The following is a 19,065-nucleotide window of genomic DNA, read 5'->3' as shown; positions in this document are numbered from 1 at the left end:
ACTCTCCTTTCTAATTTGTCTGTACACCCCATGTATCGATAGCGAGTAGAACAGCCGCAAGAATTGGTTCATACATACTACCTGCTTCTTTTAACTGAACGTGTAATGCTTGGATGTTCTCCTTGTATTTACTCATAATTGGTTCAATATCTATCTCATTTGCATTTGCAAAAAACTCAAGCAATAGCGGTAAATAATCAGGTAGTTCTTTATCTGTTACTTCAAAACCAGATTTTTTATAATGCTGTTTTAACTCCAGTAATTCAATACCTCTTTCTCTTTGTTCACCAGTGTTCATATAAGTAAGATACATATTTGTTTTCTTACCAAAATCGAATGTATATACGTAACTATCAATGAGTTGATCATTCGTTTTATTTAGCGCTTGCTTTATAAAGGCTGTAAGTGATGCTTTAACTTCTTCCTTTTCTATCGTTTCAATCTCTTCTTGCAATTCAGTTACAGCTTCTCTCCACCCTAGTTCAGGATAGGAGAGAAGAAAAGAAGAACAAGAAAAAGCAGTTTGTAAACTTTGTTTCATCATTTTCTGCCCCCTTTATTTAAGAAATTGTCATACAAGAGCCTGGACCACCTGCGAATGATAAACCACAGCTTCCTTGTTCGCTATATAAATCTGCCACTTGTTCACGGTGAGTGCCCGGAATGACGAAGCGATCTTTATATTTCGCAATAGCAAGAAGACGATACATATCTTCTACATCCTGTTTTGTTAAACCAAGTTCTTTTAATACAGCTTCATTTGGCTCTTTATTAATTTGCAGCGCTCTCATATGCGTTCGCATAACAGCCATTTTCTTCAATGTAAGACGAATGTGTGATTCATCTCCTGCAGTGAGTAAATTCGCTAAATATTGAATTGGAATACGCATATTATCGATAGCAGGGAAAATCTCTTCTGCTTGCCAGTTACTTCCTTTCCCTTCCACCATATTCATAATTGGACTAAGCGGCGGGATATACCAAACCATTGGCATTGTACGATACTCTGGGTGAAGAGGTAGAGCAATTTTCCAATCGATAATCATTTTATAGATTGGTGACTGTTGTGCCGCTTTAATCCATTCTTCAGGAATGCCTTGTTTTTTCGCTTCAGCTGCTACTTCTGGATCATTTGGATCTAGGAAAACAGTAAGCTGAGATTCATATAAATCTTTTTCGTCTTCAACAGACGCTGCTTCTTTTACTTTATCAGCGTCATATAGCATTACCCCAATATATCTGATACGTCCTACACATGTTTCTGAACAAATTGTTGGCATGCCAGCCTCAATACGTGGGAAACACATTGTACATTTTTCAGCTTTATTCGTTTGCCAGTTAAAATACACTTTTTTATATGGACAAGATGATACGCAGAATCTCCAAGCACGACATGCATTTTGATCCACAAGTACAATCCCGTCTTCTTCACGTTTATACATTGCACCAGATGGACAAGATGATACGCACGATGGATTCATACAATGTTCGCATATGCGTGGTAAATACATCATAAAGACGTTTTCAAAATCAGTTTTAATTTCTTCTTCCATTTTTTTTACGTTCGGATCTTGTAATCCTGTTATATGTCCGCCTGCTAAATCGTCCTCCCAGTTTGGACCCCATTCAATTTTGTCGATAAATTCGCCTGTAATTGCTGATTTCGGACGAGCAACTGGTTGATGCTTACGCTGTGGGCTATTTGTTAATGTTTCATAATCATAATTCCAAGGTTCAAAGTAATCATCAATTGTTGGTTGATCTGGATTGTGGAAAATGTTCATAAGACGCTTCATTTTCGAACCAGATTTCAGCTGAATTTCACCATTTTTCAATTCCCAGCCGCCTTTATATTTCTCCTGATCTTCCCATTGCTTCGGATAACCAATACCAGGTTTCGTTTCTACGTTATTGAAGTACATATATTCAGCACCTGGACGATTTGTCCAGGTGTTTTTGCACGTTACGCTACAAGTATGGCAGCCGATGCATTTATCTAGGTTCATTACCATTCCGACTTGTGCTTTAATCTTCAAGCCAATCTACCTCCTTCAGTTTGCGAATTACAACGTTTAAATCGCGCTGATTCCCAGTCGGACCATAATAGTTAAATCCATAACTTAATTGACCGTATCCACCAATCATATGTGTTGGTTTAACATGAATTCGAGTTGGACTATTATGCGTTCCCCCACGGTTACTTGTTAATTTCGTACCAGGTACGTTTATATGACGATCTTGCGCATGGTGCATAAACGCCATTCCTCTCGGTATACGGTGCGTTACAACAGCACGCGCTACAACAACACCGTTACGATTAAAGCACTCAATCCAATCATTATCTGCAACACCCGCTTCAGCAGCGTCCTCTTTATTCATCCAAACAGTTGGACCACCTCTAAATAGCGTTAACATCGGTAATGAATCGAAGTACATACTATGAATCGACCACTTATTATGCGGTGTTAAATAGTTTAGTGTAATCTCTTTCCCTTCTACTTCGGGCCGTGATTTACGGAACGGTTTATGTTGCAGAATTGGTTTAAATGTTGCCATCGTTTCACCAAATTCTTTCATCATGTCATGGTCTAAGTAGAAAGATTGTCGACCAGTTATCGTTCTCCAAGGGATAAGACGTTCCACATTTGTTGTAAACGGTGAGTAACGGCGTCCACCTTTTTCTGAACCTGTAAATGCTGGAGAAGTAATTACTGTTTTCGGCTGTGCTGTAATTTGTTCGAATGTGAAGCATTCCTCTTCACGTTCTTCTGCTAAATCACGTAATTTTAGATCTGTTTGTTTTTCAAGTGCTTCCCATGCTTTTACTGCCATATGACCGTTTGTTGTAGAAGATAGTGTTAATACCGCTTCAGCAGCATTGATTGCTTCTTTAATGTCTGGGCAACCTTTCGCGATAGAATCCGTTCGAACAACTCCTAATCGGCTCTTTAGTTGCTCATATTCTTTTTCCGCAGACCAAGAGATCCCTTTCGTACCAATCGGTTGTTTTCCGACATTCGGTCCAAGCGCAGTCATTTTGTCATAAATCGTTTTATAATCTCTTTCGACAACATGAATTTGTGGCATCGTTTTACCCGGGATTGGTTCACATTCACCTTTACTCCAATCTTTAATCTTGCCAAGTGGTTGCGCTAATTCTTGCGGTGTATCATGAAGAAGTGGTGTTGCAACAACTTCTTTCATTGGTTCAAGATCAATTTTCTTCGCTAAATCTGACACAGCTTTAGAAAGTGAAGTGAAAATATCCCAGTCAGAGCGTGCTTCCCACGGTGAACCGATTGCTGGATTAAAAGGATGCACAAATGGATGCATATCTGTACTACTTAAATCATGTTTTTCGTACCAAGTTGAAGCTGGTAATACAATATCAGAATACAGTGCTGTTCCAGCCATACGGAAATCTAAATTAATGAGTAAATCAAGCTTCCCTTCTGGTGCTTCTTCATGCCACTTAATTTCTTCTGGTCGTAATGAATCACTATCGTCATTCATTAATCCGTTTGTTGTACCTAGTAAATGTTTTAAGAAATATTCGTGCCCTTTACCGGAACTTGAAATTAAGTTCGCACGCCATACGAATAAGTTGCGCGGGAAGTTATTTTTGTTATCTGGATCTTCAATTGCAAATTTCAGTTCTTTTTCTTTTAGTTTTTGTGCAACGTATTTTCCGATTTCTTCTTGTGTTGTTGCACCAGCAGCAACAGCTTCTTTATATAGTTCAATTCCATTTTTCTCAAATGTAGGATAAGAAGGTAACCAGCCGAGTCGTGCTGCTAATACATTGTAATCACCGTGATGTTGATAACGAGAGTTTCCTTCCACTGGTGATGCTAAATGTCCAACTGGTGTATCTTCATAGCGCCATTGATCTGTTACGAAATAGAAGAAAGATGTACCATTTTGTAATTTTGGTGGCCCTTGCCAATCTTTTGCCATCGCGATTGTTTGCCATCCTTCTGCTGGTCGTAATTTTTCTTGCCCAACGTAATGCGCCCAGCCACCGCCGTTTACACCTTGTGCCCCAACGAGAAGTACAAGATTTAAAACGGCGCGATAAATCGTATCAGAGTTAAACCAATGGTTAATACCAGCTCCGACAATAATCATTGAGCGACCGTTCGTATCAACAGCATTTTGTGCGAACTCACGAGCGATTTGAATAATAAGCTCACGTTTTACTCCTGTCATTTTCTCTTGCCATGCAGGTGTAAACGGAACGTCATCATTGAAGTCTTTCGGCTCTTGTCCGCCAAGCCCTCGGTTCACACCGTAATTTGCTAACGTTAAGTCGTATACAGTTGTAACGAACACTTCGCCTTCTTCTGTCATAACCTTTTTCACTGGAATTGTACGTTCTAATACTTTGTTTCCATCATCAGAGAAGTACGGAATTTGTACAGTTCCAATCGATTCTTCCATTCCAAGTAAAGAAAGACGTGGATCAATCTTTTCACCTGTTTCTTCATCTTCTAAACGCAAGTTCCATTTCTTTTCGTTATCCCAACGTGAGCCCATTGTGCCATGAGGTGTTGCAAAATCATTCGTGTTCTCGTTCCAAAGAACAGGTTTCCATTCTCCTAACTTCGTTTCGCGTCCAATATCAGCAGCGTTTAAGAAACGATCAGCAACGAATTGATCTCCTTTTTGTTTCAATGTGACAAAGAAAGGAAAATCAGTATATTGCTTCGCATACTTTGTGAAATATTCCACTTGATTATCTACGTAAAACTCTTGTAAAATCACATGCCCCATTGCCATCGCAAGTGCACCATCTGTACCTTGTTTCACACTAATCCAATCATCCGCAAACTTTGTAGATTCAGCGAAGTCAGGACTGACAGAAACGACTTTCGTTCCTTTATATCGAACCTCTGCTAAAAAGTGAGCATCTGGTGTTCTCGTCATCGGTACATTTGAACCCCATGTCATAATGTAACCAGAGTTATACCAGTCACTACTTTCTGGTACGTCTGTTTGATCGCCCCAAATTTGCGGAGAAGCTGGTGGTAAATCTGCGTACCAATCATAGAAACTAAGCATCGGCCCACCCATAAGTTGCATAAAGCGGCTGCCTGCAGCATGACTTAACATCGACATAGCTGGAATTGGTGAAAAGCCAACATTTCGGTCTGGACCGTATTTCATTACTGTGTACAGTAATGAAGCTGAAACGAGTTGTAACACTTCATCCCAATTCGCACGAATGAATCCCCCTTTACCACGCGCCTGCTTATACGTACGTGCCTTTTCACGGTTTTCCACAATGCTTTTCCAAGCCTCTAATGGTGACTCGTTATTTTGCAATTCTTCTTGCCACATATTCCAAAGAACACCACGTACATACGGGTATTTCACACGAAGTGGACTATAAATGTACCAAGAAAAACTTGCTCCACGTGGGCATCCTCGCGGTTCAAAATCTGGCATATCAGGACCTGTAGTCGGATAGTTAAGCTCCTGCCCTTCCCAAGTTACAATTCCATCTTTCACATATATATTCCAGCTACATGAACCAGTACAGTTCACGCCGTGTGTAGAACGAATTACTTTATCATGCTGCCAACGCTTTCTGTACACATTTTCCCATTCGCGATCTTCATATGTTTCTTGTGTATGATTATCGTTATAACGATCTATTGGCGAAAAATATTTTAAACGTCTCATTAGTGCTGAAGTTTTTTTCTTCATACTGTTCACTCCTTTAATACGTCTCTCTTACATACCCTTACTATAAGAGAGGTTGTAAAATACAGATGTGACATTTCGCACAGTTCAAGAGATTGTCAAAAATTCAGTAGAAAATAAGTTTGTGAGAAAATCTTTTGTTCCGTTGTGAAGATTATGGTTAATCTTAATTATTAGGAGAATGCTATTTTGAGGTATCGACTATTTTGCAAAAGAAAAAGAGTTTTGATATTATTTCAAAACTGCCATAAGGAAAAGAGTATAAATTGTATGTAAAAAAATTTTTCCCAATGTTATTATTTTATATTGAGTCTGATTTTACATAAAACTACAAATCATTATTTACTGTATTGCCCTTAGTTACGGAAACAATTATACTAGATGTAATCGAAATAAATAATCTGAATATTCTTAGAATTTAAGGTAGACCTTTTACTATCTACATATAGAATTAGAAATATGTCCACTAAATTGATTAGAAAACGATAATATCATTAGGAGGATTACGATGCCCCAGCTTGATTCATTACATCCCACTGTAGAAAAAATAATCAATAATATTGAAAAAATAATGGTCGGAAAACGAAAAGAAACAATCTTAGCTTTGACAGCTCTCTTAGCTGAAGGTCATGTGCTATTAGAAGATGTTCCTGGTGTCGGGAAAACAATGCTAGTACGTGCTCTTTCTAAATCCATTGATGCTGATTATAAGCGAATTCAATTTACACCTGATTTATTGCCGTCAGATGTAACAGGAGTTTCTATTTATAATCCGAAAGAGCTCCAATTTGAGTTCAAGCCTGGACCAATTATGGGGAATTTTGTACTTGCTGATGAAATTAATCGTACATCTCCAAAGACACAATCTGCTTTACTTGAATGTATGGAAGAAGGCAATATTACAATAGATGGCATTACAAGACCTTTACCAAAACCGTTCTTTGTCATGGCTACACAAAATCCGGTCGAATATGAAGGAACATATTCTCTACCAGAAGCTCAGCTCGATCGTTTCTTATTGAAACTAAAAATGGGATATCCTACACCAGAGGAAGAATTTGAAATTTTAAACCGGATGGAAAAAACAAATCCACTCTCTCAATTACAGACCATTACTACAATAGAAGAATTAATTTATTTACAACAAAGCGTACGGGTAGTAAGTATGGACAAAGCAATTAAGCATTACATTGTAAAGCTTGTTAATCAGACTCGTACGTACAGTTCTATACAGTTAGGTGCAAGTCCACGTGGCTCGATTGCTTTAATGAAAGCTTCACAAGCTTATGCATTTATCCATGGCAGGAATTATGTTATTCCAGACGATGTTAAATTTTTAGCTCCTTACGTTTTAGCACATAGACTCATTCTAAAAATGGAAGCAAAATTTGAAGGAATAACAGGAGAACAAGTTATCGGAAAAATCGTTGCACGAACTACCGTGCCTACTCAAAGGACGATGAACCCTTGATGAAACGAATGCTGCGAGCGCTATATCACGTTATGAAGTTATTGCTACTCCCTTTATGCCTAGTCTTAACATTTATGTACGCTATGTTTCAAGGCGGGTTTGTCAGTTGGTTTTTGTTTTACAGCATAATTCCCATTGCTCTTTATTCGCTACTACTCCCCTTCTACGCTTTACGGGACGCTGAAGTAAAGCGAATAACAAACCAGAATGGATATGTAGTAGGAGAACAATTTGTAAGCACGATTACAATAAAAAGAAAATTTCCTTTTCCCTTACTTTATTTAGTTATAGAAGATGAACTGCCACCACAATTTATAAGTTGTAAACAAACAAAGATGAATAAGGTAGTACTCTTCCCAGGATTGAAACGAAATATTTCGTTTCAATATGTTATTGACACAATCCCTAGAGGCGAGCACACTTTTTCAAGCGTTCGTGTCAAAACCGGCGATTTATTCGGCATGATAGAGAAAGAAGTAACTTTTTCAGTTCCAGATACATTTTTAGTCTATCCCCAGTATGTAGATATAGCATATCGACAATTGGAAAATCATTTCGAACAAGGAGCGCTTTCAGCAAATATAAATTCAGCAAAAGACTCTACAATCTCTGTCGGTGTCAGAGACTATAAACCTGGTGATCGCTTTTCATGGATTGATTGGAAAGCAACTGCACGAACAAACAATATTATGACAAAAGAGTTTGAACAGCAGCGCAGCCATAATGTCATGATATTCATAGACAGAACCGAGTCTCCTCTATTCGAATCAGTCGTCACATTTACTGCCTCTATCGTAAGGGCTGTCTTGAAACAAAATTCACCAGCATCATTCGTGTCTATCGGAAAAGAACAAACTATCTTCCCTTTAGACAATGGAGATACGCAGTTACAACAAATCCTTTGTCATTTAGCAAAAGTGCAAGCAGACAGTGTATTCCCGCTCTCCCAGAGTGTAGACATGGAACTAAGAAAAATTTATGAGCCCGTCACGGTTATACTCGTGACCAGTAATCTTTCTCCCGATATTCAAAAGGCGGCTGATTGTGCTGCTATAAGAAATAGAAAATGTATGGTTTTTGTCGTGAAAGAAAAAGCGAATCAACTTTCACACCGAGAACTCAGTATACTAGAAACTCTAAAAAAACGACAAATATTTGTAAACACGGTTTATGAAAACCGGTATACAAACGTGTTTTTTGAGGTGAACAAATGATGATATTACAAGCAAAATACAAGTGGGATACGAACAGATTCTTCATGCATGCATGTGTATTTCTTCTTTTACTAGAATGGCTAAGACCTCTTATAGGTATTACAAATGTAGGTAGATTAGATATTTTCGTAACATTTATAGGAATTTGCTTCGCTCTCTCTTTTTTTCAAACGAGGTGGCAGATTCCTATAAAAATTGTCACAGTCTTATTTATCATTCATTCCCTATATTATAAAAATGCTTTTATAAATCCATCTTGGCTAACAACATTCTTTTCTGATATGTTTCGAAATTCCTCCCTGTTTTTCCAAGGGAATTTACTAGATATTTCTCCAGTTTTTCCGACGGTTTTATTTTTTCTCTCATTTTGGTTTTTGAGTTCTTTCACTTCATTTTGGATTATTCATAAAAAACGTGGGTTTCTATTCCTTGTATTGACTATTATTTATATCGCAACTTTTCATAACTTACATTTATACAATGCAAACTACGCTATTATTCGTACTGTTGTCATCGGCTTTTTTATGCTTAGTCTTCTTCAAGTAGAACGAATAAAAGAACGTGAACACTTACAAAATTATGCTAGAGAAATCTCAAAATTACTTAGACCACTTACAATATTTATCGTATTATTAGCAACCATTGCATACTTTGCTCCAAAATTTGGCCCTCAATGGCCAAACCCAATGGATTTTTTAAAATTCAACACATCTGAAGCAAGTAAAGAACAAAAAGTTTCTACAATTGGGTATGGTTTAGATGACTCGCGATTAGGCGGTCCTTTTAAGGCGGATCCTACAGTTGTTTTCACAGCACGAACGCAAAACAAACAATATTGGAGAGTAGAAACAAAAGATTTTTATACAGGAAAAGGCTGGGAAATTTCTGAAAATCCGAAAAAGATTTCTTTTAAAAATAAAAACGACGTCGTAAGCTGGTACGAACAAAATACAAAAATGAAAACGACTGAGGCAACAATTACCATGCAAAAAAGTTATCCTCACCTTACCTATCCAGCAGGATTAGTATCAGTTGAGGCTGCTTCTGATGTATCATACAGTGTTGACCCGTTTTCAGAAAAAATTTATACAATGAATGGAGACTCTTCTACTACTTTACATTCGTATAAAGTAACATATGAGATCCCTGAGTTTTCCATAGAAAACTTGAAAGCTGTAAAAACAAATGAAGGTCAAGAAACAAATCCTTATTTTATGACAAAGTACACACAACTTCCCAAGTCATTACCACAGCGCGTAAAAGACTTGGCTGTCAATCTTACAAATGATAAAGACAACCGATATGATAAAGTATTAGCTATTGAAAATTACTTTACAGACAACTCTTTTACATACGAATCAACGAATGTCTTATTCCCTGCCAAAAGCCAAGATTATGTAGATCAATTCCTTTTCGATACAAAAAGCGGCTACTGTAATAATTTTTCGACGTCTATGATTGTACTACTTCGTTCTGCCGGGATTCCTGCTCGCTGGGTAAAAGGCTATACAGAAGGAACTCTTGACAATACACTTGCCTCTGCAGAAGGTGAGGATGTTTATACAATCACGAACGATAACGCACACTCTTGGGTCGAAGTATATTTCCCAGGATACGGATGGATTCCATTCGAACCAACAAAAGGATTTACTAATCCCTATAATTTTATAAATAATACGCCTGCTCCTATTTCACAAAATAGCGAAGCAAATAATTCTAATAACACGCAAATACAACAACGAAATAATGAAGCAAAACTTAAAAGTTTAATAAAAAATACAGAAGAAGCTTCTACTAAAAAGGTCACAAATTCTCAAACTAGTTTTTCTTGGTGGTACGTATTCCTCTCTACGATACTAATTAGTATTATGGGATACATTCTCTTCACCACTAGAATGATATGGAGGACATTTCTTATTATTCATTTCTATAAATACCGAAAAAATGATGCTGTTTATCAAAAAGCTTACGGTGCACTTTTAAAACAATTTGCAAGAATTGGCATACCACGGGGTGAAAGTCAAACATTCCGAGAATACGCTCTCCATATCGATACACTTTACAACTCGGCCGATATGCAACAACTTACTGCCAGTTATGAGAACGCTATGTATAAACAGGGGCAGGCTGCAGCAGAATGGAAGAAATCCGTACACTTATGGGAAGTGCTTATGAAAAAAGCAGCTTCTCTACCTAAATCAGATGGCTTTGATACAGTAATTTAATCTTGAAAATGTAAGTTTAAAGAAAACGTCTCAAAGAACTACATTGTTCTTTGAGACGTTTTTTAATAAAGTGAAACTCCTAATTATTCTCCAAGTACCTTCTCAATCTCAACCTCTAAATCTACCGGCTTCGTCTGTGGCGCAAAACGCCCTACTACTTTCCCGTCTTTTCCAATTAAAAACTTCGTAAAATTCCATTTCACTGCTTTCATACCGAGTAAACCTGGTGCTTGTTCTGTCATGTATGTATATAAAGGATGAGCCTTATCACCTTTCACATCAACCTTTGCAAACATTGGGAAGTTTACACCGTAGTTTAATTCACAAAAACTAGTAATATCCGCTTCTGTACCTGGTTCTTGTCCTCCAAATTGGTTACAAGGGAATCCGAGTATTTCAAGTCCTTGGTCTTTATATTTATCATACACCTCTTGTAATCCTTTATATTGCGGTGTGAAACCACATTTACTAGCTACATTTACAATAAGAAGTGCTTTTCCTTCGTAATCTTTTAACGATTTTTCTTCACCGGTAATTGTTTTAGCTGAAAAATCATAAACTGTCATTGTCTTTGCCCCTCTCTTCACTATCATTCTATGTTTATACTATACTACATTCGTGAATATACATCTCTTATTACGTACTTATAAGATATAATGATAGCGCTTTATTTTCGTTCAAAATTCGACACATACTACTAGACTTTTATGATGGAAAGTTTTACAATTGAAATGTGAACAAAATGTGACAGTTTATATTCCATTATAAAAGAAAAGGATGGTGTCCATTATGAAAACTGCACAACATGAAACGATTTCAAATCGCGAGTTTTATTTCGTACTATATATGATGTTATTGTATGTTACTGGCTGGGTAATCGATGTAAATGGTTTATTCTTAAGCTCCTACTTTAATTTAGCAGGAGAAATTATGCTTCCATTAGTAGGCGGGATTGTTGGACTGTTCATTATGTCTATTAATAAACAACAAACGAAATAATAATATTACAAAAAGGCAGAAGACGAGCTTCGTTTTCTGCCTTTTTTCTATTTTAGCGTATAATAGAAACATGCAGTATATAAGGAGTGGTAAATATGAAAAAAGTAGAGCAATTATCTTCTCACCTATATCTGATTGATGATTTCGATTTACAACATAATGAACGAACTGGTACGTACGTTTTATTAGGTGACGATATTACTTTAATTGAAACTTGTGCAGCCCCTTCTCTTCCGTATATTTTAGAAGGCTTACAACAATTACATATTGATTTAAACGCAGTTAAAAACATTATCGTTACACACGTTCATTTAGATCACGCAGGGGCTGCTGGTTTAATGATGGAAAAGTGCCCAAATGCTACTTTATATGTGCATTCTCGTGGTGCTCGTCATATGATTGATCCAACAAAACTTATTTTAGGTGCAAAAGCTGTCTACAAAGAAGATTTCGATAAACTCTTTGACCCAATTCTTCCAATTGAAGAAGAACGTGTTCATATTGTACAACATGGTGATACGTTAAAAATTGCAAAAGACCGCACCCTTACATTTTATGATACACCAGGACATGCGAAGCACCATATTAGCATTCACGATTCATTAACAAACGGGATTTTTACTGGCGATACAATTGGAATTTATTATAGAGAACTCGCAGACGTTGATGTAGAGTTATATCTACCATCAACGTCCCCTTCACAATTCCAACCAGATGCGATGATTGCTTCTAAAAATCACATTCAAAGCATGAATGTAGATACTATTTATTTCGGTCATTACGGCGCATCCTCTCATGTTACAGAAGTATACAATCAATTGGAACATTGGCTACCTATTTTCGTTCAGACTGGTAAGGAAGTCTTTGACAAGTATAATGATTTCGATGAAGCGACTAAAGCTTTACAAACTTTGTTAATGGATAAAATCTCTTCTCATCTTACAAAGTTAAACGTTCCATCAGATCATTCCGTTTATAATATTTTACATTTAGATATAGAAATTAGCGCAATGGGCATTATTGATTATTTCACGAAGCAAGAAAAAGCAAACTCCACTATTAACTAACAGTAAAAGAAGAGATATACAACAGTAGTTATTGTATATCTCTTCTTTTTTTGAATATATTTTGAGTAAAGGATGGTGGAATATAATGCAAAAATTGATGCTATACCTCTGCTTTACATTATTTATCGTCTTATTATTATTTGTAGGAGTAAAAATTCAATTTTATTTAGATACAGACACGCAAGTGAACTTTAACGTTTATCCAAGATTATTCTACTTTACACTCTTCCCTCTTATAGTTGGCATTTTATTACGATTCCTTCAATCTATTAATCGCGAAACAAGTAAACAAAACTGGAGCTTTCAACCGGATAAATTTATTGCTATTACAGTGCCTACACTATTCATTTCCTTTTCCCCAGCACTACTCTTTTCACCACTTGCAGAATACCTACCTTATTTAGTTAATATTATTCTAATAAATACAACTTTTGTTACTATAATTAGTTTAATAGCTGGTTATTCACTTTTAGATTGTTTTATACAAAAAGATACTGCAAATATGAAAAAATATAATTGAACACTCTTTTTTTGTTTTAATAAAAAAGCTCAAAGCTAAAGCATTGAGCTTTTTACTTATCTCACCTTTTCATCTACATACTCCATAAACTGCTCCGCTTGAATAAATCTTTCTTTGTACGCCTCAGGTACTTCTTCTACTTTCATCCCACCAGTTGATTTTGTCTTCACTTGTACGATTTCATATGTCATTAAAGCTTCCACATAACGGTCAAACTCTTTTTGTGTTAATACTTCTTTACTAGACTTATGACCATTTAATTTATCAAAGTATGGCTGAAGACCCATACTTACCTTTTTCATTTCTTCTCTTTTTGCTGGTGATAATTGATCATAATCTATATTACCATTCGAATCTCCGTACGCAAGCTTTGCATTTGTTAATTTTTTTAGTTCTTTTGTAAACTCCTCATATTCCTTCGTGCCCATTTCATCTTTCGCTTCTGATAATTTTGCATTAAAACGCATATACGTTTCTAATGTCATTGCTCCGGCATGTTTTTTTAAATTCTCAAAAGATCCATATATACCATCCGCCATAATAGATTGATACGCAAAACCTGTCGTCGGGATTAAAAGAGCTGCTGCAAGTACTCCTGCGATAAGGCGTTTCTTCCTCTTACTCTCGCCGTGCTTCATTTTTATTTGCACGATTACTTTTTCTTTTAAATCCGGCGGGGCAACAATACCCTTTGCTTCTTCTTGTATAGATTCCCTAACTCTACAATCTAAACTCATTTCACATTCCCTACCTCTCCTAAAAAAATTTCTTCTACTTGCTCTTTTTGACGTAGTTTCTTTAATGCCGCATGAATTCTAGATTTCACTGTACCGATTGGAATATGTAATATTTGTGCTACTTCTTCTTGTGAATAATCGTGTAAGTATCTTAAGATAATAACTTGTTTCAATTTATACGGTAATTTATGAATGAGTTCGATTAGTTTTTGGTTTGATATTTTACTTACAACATCGTTAGAAAAATCAATTTGCACTGGCTTTCTTTGCTCTTCTGCTTTTTTTATAATTCGTAGTCGCATCCACCTCTTTCTTCTATAAGAATGAATTTGTTTAATCGCAAGCCCAATTAGCCAAGGGCGAAATGGCTTCTCGCTATCATATTTACGAAGCGATTCATATAGCTGTATGTATACTTCTTGAACGACATCATCTACATCCGTTTTATCTTCAATTAAAAAATGTGCTGTTTTATATACTTCTTGAATCGTTACATCATACAATTCGCTATACGCTTCTTTATTGCCTGATAAAGTTAATTGAATTAAATGTGCGTAATCTATTTCATCCTTCATATTCCAGCCCTCCTTTGTCTTACACTATATATTGGCAGGTAATTCATATTTCGTTCGATTTTTCCGAAAAAGTTTTTTATATAAATTAATATAATGATCCACTGAGTTCATAAGCTTCACTTATAACCACACATAACTATTATATAATTTTCCAATTTCTGATAAAGATTTAAAATAATTTATATAGTCAAATTTAGGAGGACATATAATGAAAGCTATCGTTGTAACGTCGTTCGGTGGTCCTGAAGTGATGAAATATACAGATTTTGATATACCGGCTATTTCAGAAGATCAAGTTTTAATTCGCGTAGTTGCTACTAGTGTAAATTTCGCTGATATTAAATCACGTTATGGTAAAAAAGGAAATAAAGCACTACCTTTTATTCCAGGTATAGATGCCACTGGTATTGTAGAACGTGTCGGTTCTCATGTGAAAAATATTCACCCTGGACAACGTGTCATTGCTTTTCCTCAAAATGGATCTTACGCAGAATACGTTGTTGCAAATGAAAATCTTACTTTCGTATTACCCCATGAAGTTGACTTTCACACTGCAGCCGCTTGTCCGATCGTATCTTTTACAAGCTATAATTTACTCGCAAATGTTGCAAGGATTCAAAAAGGTGAATCTGTACTCATTCATGCAGCTGCTGGCGGGATTGGTACTACCGCAATTCAATTTGCAAAACTATTAGGGGCTAGAACAGTTATCGGTACTATCGGAAGTGAAACGAAAAGAAAAATCGCTTTAGATGCTGGAGCTGATTATGTTATTTGTCATCAAACTGAAGATTTTGTAGAGAAAGTCAATGAGCTGACAAACGGAGAAGGAGTGAATATTATTTTGGACTCTATTTCTGGAACTGTTTCTGAAAGAAGTTTAAACTGCCTTGCTTTTTACGGTCGCCTCGTTCATTTCGGTAATGCTAGCGGTGAAATTGGTAACTTTCAAACGAAAGATTTACATGCAAGTTGCCGCTCTATACTCGGTTTTAGCTTTGGAACCACACGAAAAAAGCGTCCTGAACTGCTCCAAGAAACTGCAAATGAAGTTTTCCGTTATTTGCGTGACGGACGTTTACAAATTAAGGCTACGAAATCTTTTCCACTTCAAGATGCAGGGAAAGCACATGAATGGGTCGAAAGTAGAAAAAGTACAGGGAAAGTAATACTAACTGTTCAGTCCTCTTCCTGAAATGAATACTGGAAACAGAGGTGGCATTCATGGGATCACGAATTATGCATGTTATTATCGCTAACGGTATTGCTGAGAAACTATCTATTCACGATAAGACTTCTTTCTTACTTGGAGCTGTAGCCCCTGATGCTGTTCATTCAAAAAAAGAAAAAGGAACCTCACATTTTTATGACGGTACAACGAAGAACTATACGAGAAGAATAGATTATGATTCATTTTTTCATAAATATGAATCACATATAGATTCCCCATTTATTTTAGGCTATTATACCCACCTCATTGCCGATGATAATTGGCTAAGTGGATTTTTTCTACCTTGGCTAAAAAATAGAATAGAGAATGACGAAACTATCGCACCCCTGTACTATAACGATTTTAAATTGTTAAATGCAAAGTTGCTTCATCATTACGATCAAGAACAACAGCTTTTCTCTCTTCTCAATCAAGAGGCTCACATTGTGGATATTGAAGAGGTTTCTAAAGAAAACGTTTTAGAATTTCGAAAGTATCTTTTTGAAGATATGTTATATCCAAAGCAACACTTGCATGAAGACTTACAAGTATTTACGTTTGACCAAATTGTTGGCTATATTGAGACAGCTATTGAAAAAGGAGTATTTTTTATTAAACAACTCTCTAATGAAAAATCCACTTCAAAAATTTAATCCCCTTCAAATATATTTGAGGGGGATTTTCACATAGCAATATTATTATTGGTTCTTCTCCATAACCGCAAAATAATTCCCTTCGCTATCAGCAAAGTTAAACACTTTACCAGAAGGCATAGTTACCATTTCTCCAACAGTAACATTTTTATTTGTTAAATCTGTATATAGTTGATCAAGATTTTCTGAGAAGAACATTAAAGACGGTGTATCAAGATTCAATTCTGGGCTCATTTTCGAAATAACTTCTTTATTATGTAATATAATGCTCGTTTCCGCACCGCTTTTCGGAGCGATTTCAATCCATCTCATTCCTTGCTTATTATCTTCCTCTGCAACTACATGAAACCCTACCTTTTCCGTCCAAAAATTTACTGCCTCATCTTGATTATTTACATATAACATAATTTGTCCGACCTTATGAATCATTTGTATTCCTCCTATTGTTTTTATATTCTATGTAACTTTCTATAGATGCTATCGTTATTCCTTTTGAGTTGGTATGTACTTCTTTGCAAAATTTATCGACTGACTCATCCCATCCAGTTCATCAAAATAATCATTTCTTTCAATCATGTTATATCCGTCGAATCCAATTTTATCTAATACTTTGAAGAATATATCGAAATCTACTTCACCATTCCCTGCTGCGACTTCTATATACTTAGTTGAACGATCACTTTTCACTTCTTTACAATCTTTAATATGAGTTTGTACTATATAATCTTTTAATAGTAATAAACCTTCTCCCGGATTTTCATTTACATCACTTATTAAATTTGCTGGGTCAAAGTTAACAGCTAGTCCTTTCGAGTTTGCAGTTTCTAAAAATCGTTTTAATACTATTGCTTTTTCAGATCCCGTCTCAATGGCGAAGAATCCTCCAAATTTGAACGCTAATTCCCCTATCTCATAACAAACACGTAGCATTTTATCATAGTACTCACTATTTTCATCATCAGGGATTTTCCCAATATGGGCTGTTACTACGTTAGCTCCTAACCCTAACCCTTTATCAGTAATATATTTAAAACTCTCTATTACACATTCAGCTTCAGTTCCTATTATTCCATTTTCTCCGAAGCTAATTGCTAATGATGGGACTTGAATCTCATTAAAAGATAAGTTTTCTTTTAATGTATTCCATTGTATCTTTGAGATGTTAGCTAAGTTGAAAGTCGGATTCATAGCATATAATTGAATATATTCTAAATCCCATTCCCTTGCTTTTTGTATTCCTTCGTTTACTTCAATATGTTTCGTATTTAAAAACATTCCTAATTTCCTATCCATATGTGTACCTTCTTTTTATTATTTCGTGTCAGTTTAATATTCGACTTTTTTTATATTATTTCCTCGTATAAACCAAATAAATAAACTACCCTTTTTTCGATACTCCCAGTAGAAGCATATATATGATAGGCACATTAAAAACACTAATACAATTCCCATTATCGCTTGTTTACAAACAAAAAAGACGTAACTACAAATAGTTACGCCTTCCCTATCATTTATCTAGGCTTTTTCTTCCCAGTAAATGCTGGTTTCTTTTTCTTTGGTGCTTTCGGTTTCGTTTCTACAAATGATCCCTTGAACATTTCTTGCTTCGTAAATACGATGCCTAGTTTTTTCGCAAATTGTAGTAATTTACGCTCTTCTTGTGGTGTTACAAGAGACACGACAGTTCCTTCTTTACCCATACGTCCAGTACGTCCTGAGCGGTGAATATATTGGTCTACTGTGTCTGGTAACTCTAAATGAATTACGTGTGTTAAATCGTCAATATCGATACCGCGTGCTGCAATATCAGTAGCAAGTAGAATTTCTAATTTCCCTCCGCGGAAAGCACGCATTGTCGCTTCACGCTCTTGTTTACTTGCTTCTGCATGAAGAGCTGCTGCTTTCATTTTACGGAATTTCAATTTCTCAGTAATTTCATCTAAACGGAATGGGTCGTTTAAGAACGCAACTGCTTTTACATCGCCCATATGCATAATTCTTCTTACGTAATCATTTTTTTCGCGTCGCTCACAAATGATATACGTATGCTCAACTAAGCTTTTTGATTCTGCACGTGTTACACGTACTAATTGTGGTTCCACTGCTAAATCACGTGCCGCATCTTCTGCCGCTTTTGTCATTGTCGCCGAGAAGAATACTAATTGACGATCGCGCATCGTTGATTTAATTACATCTTGCACTGCGCCCATCATTTTTTGCTTTACAATTTGATCAAACTCATCAAATACAATTGTTTTTACTTCATGCATTTTTAGCTTTTTCATACGAATTAATTCTAAAATACGGCCTGGTGAACCGACAATTACTCTTGGGTGTTTCTTTAATTTTTCAACTTGGCGCTTAATATCTGCACCACCAATTAAAGATGCACCTGAAATTTCAGTTCCTGCTGTAAACTTTTGAACCTCTTCATGAATTTGCATTACAAGTTCACGTGTTGGCGCTAAAACAACAACTTGTGGCTGTTTTACTTCAGGATTAATTTTATGTAAAAGGGGTAATAAGTACGCTAATGTTTTTCCTGTTCCAGTTGGAGATTCAGCTATAACGTCTTGTCCTTCTAAAATAGTTGGAATCGCTTGTTTTTGAATTTCAGTTAACTCTTTAAAACCAGCCTTCTCCCAAGCTTGTTGTAAAAATGGTTGCATATCTTTTATCATTTGTTTT

17 protein-coding genes are annotated in these 19,065 nt (G+C 36.0%); 8 read left to right on the top strand and 9 right to left on the bottom strand.

Annotated features, from left to right (window positions below; genetic code table 11):
- Window positions 1–10: 10 nt before the first annotated feature.
- The 3 genes from narJ to NST90_RS10360 are packed head-to-tail and all read right to left on the bottom strand — an operon-like array spanning window position 11 to window position 5,709.
- A complete protein-coding gene (gene narJ / locus NST90_RS10370) occupies window positions 11–541 on the bottom strand; it encodes a nitrate reductase molybdenum cofactor assembly chaperone (RefSeq protein WP_002204795.1) in 531 nt (176 codons plus the stop codon).
- Window positions 542–560: 19 nt separating this feature from the next.
- Complete coding sequence (narH, locus tag NST90_RS10365) at window positions 561–2,036, bottom strand: nitrate reductase subunit beta (RefSeq protein ID WP_000692671.1); 1,476 nt, start codon at window positions 2,034–2,036, stop codon at window positions 561–563.
- Window positions 2,026–5,709 (bottom strand): nitrate reductase subunit alpha, encoded by a 3,684-nt coding sequence (locus NST90_RS10360; protein WP_283748197.1) that lies wholly within the window; start codon window positions 5,707–5,709, stop codon window positions 2,026–2,028. The genes narH and NST90_RS10360 overlap by 11 nt, the downstream gene beginning before the upstream one ends.
- 505 nt (window positions 5,710–6,214) lie before the next feature.
- Between NST90_RS10360 and NST90_RS10355 the strand changes: the two genes are divergently transcribed.
- The 3 genes from NST90_RS10355 to NST90_RS10345 are packed head-to-tail and all read left to right on the top strand — an operon-like array spanning window position 6,215 to window position 10,616.
- Entirely contained in the window at window positions 6,215–7,177 is a 963-nt protein-coding gene (locus NST90_RS10355) for a MoxR family ATPase (protein ID WP_001135807.1), read from the top strand.
- Entirely contained in the window at window positions 7,177–8,391 is a 1,215-nt protein-coding gene (locus NST90_RS10350; protein WP_283748198.1) for a DUF58 domain-containing protein, read from the top strand. The genes NST90_RS10355 and NST90_RS10350 overlap by 1 nt, the downstream gene beginning before the upstream one ends.
- The gene (locus tag NST90_RS10345) at window positions 8,388–10,616 is read left to right on the top strand and encodes a transglutaminaseTgpA domain-containing protein (protein WP_088859480.1); all 2,229 of its coding nucleotides are present in this window, start codon (window positions 8,388–8,390) and stop codon (window positions 10,614–10,616) included. Before NST90_RS10350 ends, NST90_RS10345 begins: the two co-directional genes overlap by 4 nt.
- 83 nt (window positions 10,617–10,699) lie before the next feature.
- Here the strand turns inward: NST90_RS10345 and bsaA are convergent, their stop codons facing one another.
- A complete protein-coding gene (bsaA, locus tag NST90_RS10340) occupies window positions 10,700–11,182 on the bottom strand; it encodes a glutathione peroxidase (protein ID WP_000219434.1) in 483 nt (160 codons plus the stop codon).
- 223 nt (window positions 11,183–11,405) lie between these two features.
- Between bsaA and NST90_RS10335 the strand changes: the two genes are divergently transcribed.
- The 3 genes from NST90_RS10335 to NST90_RS10325 all read left to right on the top strand — a co-directional run bounded on the left by NST90_RS10335 (window position 11,406) and on the right by NST90_RS10325 (window position 13,202).
- A complete protein-coding gene (locus NST90_RS10335) occupies window positions 11,406–11,615 on the top strand; it encodes a DUF3925 domain-containing protein (RefSeq protein WP_000844984.1) in 210 nt (69 codons plus the stop codon).
- A 95-nt stretch (window positions 11,616–11,710) separates the two neighbouring features.
- Entirely contained in the window at window positions 11,711–12,682 is a 972-nt protein-coding gene (locus NST90_RS10330) for an MBL fold metallo-hydrolase (protein ID WP_000755000.1), read from the top strand.
- A gap of 85 nt (window positions 12,683–12,767) precedes the next feature.
- Window positions 12,768–13,202, top strand: a complete 435-nt coding sequence (locus NST90_RS10325; RefSeq protein WP_001170917.1) for a hypothetical protein — start codon at window positions 12,768–12,770, stop codon at window positions 13,200–13,202.
- Window positions 13,203–13,258: 56 nt separating this feature from the next.
- Here the strand turns inward: NST90_RS10325 and NST90_RS10320 are convergent, their stop codons facing one another.
- Window positions 13,259–13,939 carry a DUF3600 domain-containing protein gene (locus NST90_RS10320; RefSeq protein ID WP_088859479.1) on the bottom strand — a complete coding sequence of 227 codons (681 nt, stop codon included), beginning with the start codon at window positions 13,937–13,939 and terminating at the stop codon, window positions 13,259–13,261.
- Window positions 13,936–14,514, bottom strand: a complete 579-nt coding sequence (locus tag NST90_RS10315) for a sigma-70 family RNA polymerase sigma factor (RefSeq protein WP_000650920.1) — start codon at window positions 14,512–14,514, stop codon at window positions 13,936–13,938. The genes NST90_RS10320 and NST90_RS10315 overlap by 4 nt, the downstream gene beginning before the upstream one ends.
- Before the next feature lie 208 nt (window positions 14,515–14,722).
- Here NST90_RS10315 and NST90_RS10310 point away from each other — a divergent pair, with 208 nt between their 5' ends.
- Window positions 14,723–15,709 (top strand): quinone oxidoreductase, encoded by a 987-nt coding sequence (locus tag NST90_RS10310; RefSeq protein WP_000644623.1) that lies wholly within the window; start codon window positions 14,723–14,725, stop codon window positions 15,707–15,709.
- A gap of 29 nt (window positions 15,710–15,738) precedes the next feature.
- Window positions 15,739–16,377 (top strand): zinc dependent phospholipase C family protein, encoded by a 639-nt coding sequence (locus NST90_RS10305; RefSeq protein WP_000535624.1) that lies wholly within the window; start codon window positions 15,739–15,741, stop codon window positions 16,375–16,377.
- Window positions 16,378–16,422: 45 nt separating this feature from the next.
- Here NST90_RS10305 and NST90_RS10300 read toward each other — a convergent pair whose 3' ends face one another.
- The 3 genes from NST90_RS10300 to NST90_RS10290 form a co-directional block, all read right to left on the bottom strand.
- A complete protein-coding gene (locus NST90_RS10300) occupies window positions 16,423–16,806 on the bottom strand; it encodes a VOC family protein (RefSeq protein ID WP_000581462.1) in 384 nt (127 codons plus the stop codon).
- A 54-nt stretch (window positions 16,807–16,860) separates the two neighbouring features.
- Window positions 16,861–17,670, bottom strand: a complete 810-nt coding sequence (locus NST90_RS10295; protein WP_000375207.1) for a TIM barrel protein — start codon at window positions 17,668–17,670, stop codon at window positions 16,861–16,863.
- Window positions 17,671–17,888: 218 nt separating this feature from the next.
- The gene (locus tag NST90_RS10290) at window positions 17,889–19,058 is read right to left on the bottom strand and encodes a DEAD/DEAH box helicase (protein WP_000588613.1); all 1,170 of its coding nucleotides are present in this window, start codon (window positions 19,056–19,058) and stop codon (window positions 17,889–17,891) included.
- Window positions 19,059–19,065 lie beyond the last annotated feature (7 nt).

The sequence above is a fragment of the Bacillus sp. FSL E2-8900 genome, from assembly GCF_037966225.1.
Taxonomy (GTDB): Bacteria; Bacillota; Bacilli; order Bacillales; family Bacillaceae_G; genus Bacillus_A; species Bacillus_A cereus.
This window is presented reverse-complemented; position numbering and strand designations above follow the sequence as displayed.

What these genes read in the sequence shown, in the direction of transcription:
- narJ (WP_002204795.1), bottom strand. Translation starts at nt 541, where the DNA reads ATGAAACAAAGTTTACAAACTGCTTTTTCTTGTTCTTCTTTTCTTCTC.
- NST90_RS10360 (WP_283748197.1), bottom strand. Translation starts at nt 5,709, where the DNA reads ATGAAGAAAAAAACTTCAGCACTAATGAGACGTTTAAAATATTTTTCG.
- NST90_RS10355 (WP_001135807.1), top strand. Translation starts at nt 6,215, where the DNA reads ATGCCCCAGCTTGATTCATTACATCCCACTGTAGAAAAAATAATCAAT.
- NST90_RS10350 (WP_283748198.1), top strand. Translation starts at nt 7,177, where the DNA reads ATGAAACGAATGCTGCGAGCGCTATATCACGTTATGAAGTTATTGCTA.
- NST90_RS10345 (WP_088859480.1), top strand. Translation starts at nt 8,388, where the DNA reads ATGATGATATTACAAGCAAAATACAAGTGGGATACGAACAGATTCTTC.
- bsaA (WP_000219434.1), bottom strand. Translation starts at nt 11,182, where the DNA reads ATGACAGTTTATGATTTTTCAGCTAAAACAATTACCGGTGAAGAAAAA.
- NST90_RS10335 (WP_000844984.1), top strand. Translation starts at nt 11,406, where the DNA reads ATGAAAACTGCACAACATGAAACGATTTCAAATCGCGAGTTTTATTTC.
- NST90_RS10330 (WP_000755000.1), top strand. Translation starts at nt 11,711, where the DNA reads ATGAAAAAAGTAGAGCAATTATCTTCTCACCTATATCTGATTGATGAT.
- NST90_RS10325 (WP_001170917.1), top strand. Translation starts at nt 12,768, where the DNA reads ATGCAAAAATTGATGCTATACCTCTGCTTTACATTATTTATCGTCTTA.
- NST90_RS10320 (WP_088859479.1), bottom strand. Translation starts at nt 13,939, where the DNA reads ATGAGTTTAGATTGTAGAGTTAGGGAATCTATACAAGAAGAAGCAAAG.
- NST90_RS10315 (WP_000650920.1), bottom strand. Translation starts at nt 14,514, where the DNA reads ATGAAGGATGAAATAGATTACGCACATTTAATTCAATTAACTTTATCA.
- NST90_RS10310 (WP_000644623.1), top strand. Translation starts at nt 14,723, where the DNA reads ATGAAAGCTATCGTTGTAACGTCGTTCGGTGGTCCTGAAGTGATGAAA.
- NST90_RS10305 (WP_000535624.1), top strand. Translation starts at nt 15,739, where the DNA reads ATGGGATCACGAATTATGCATGTTATTATCGCTAACGGTATTGCTGAG.
- NST90_RS10300 (WP_000581462.1), bottom strand. Translation starts at nt 16,806, where the DNA reads ATGATTCATAAGGTCGGACAAATTATGTTATATGTAAATAATCAAGAT.
- NST90_RS10295 (WP_000375207.1), bottom strand. Translation starts at nt 17,670, where the DNA reads ATGGATAGGAAATTAGGAATGTTTTTAAATACGAAACATATTGAAGTA.
- NST90_RS10290 (WP_000588613.1), bottom strand. Translation starts at nt 19,058, where the DNA reads ATGATAAAAGATATGCAACCATTTTTACAACAAGCTTGGGAGAAGGCT.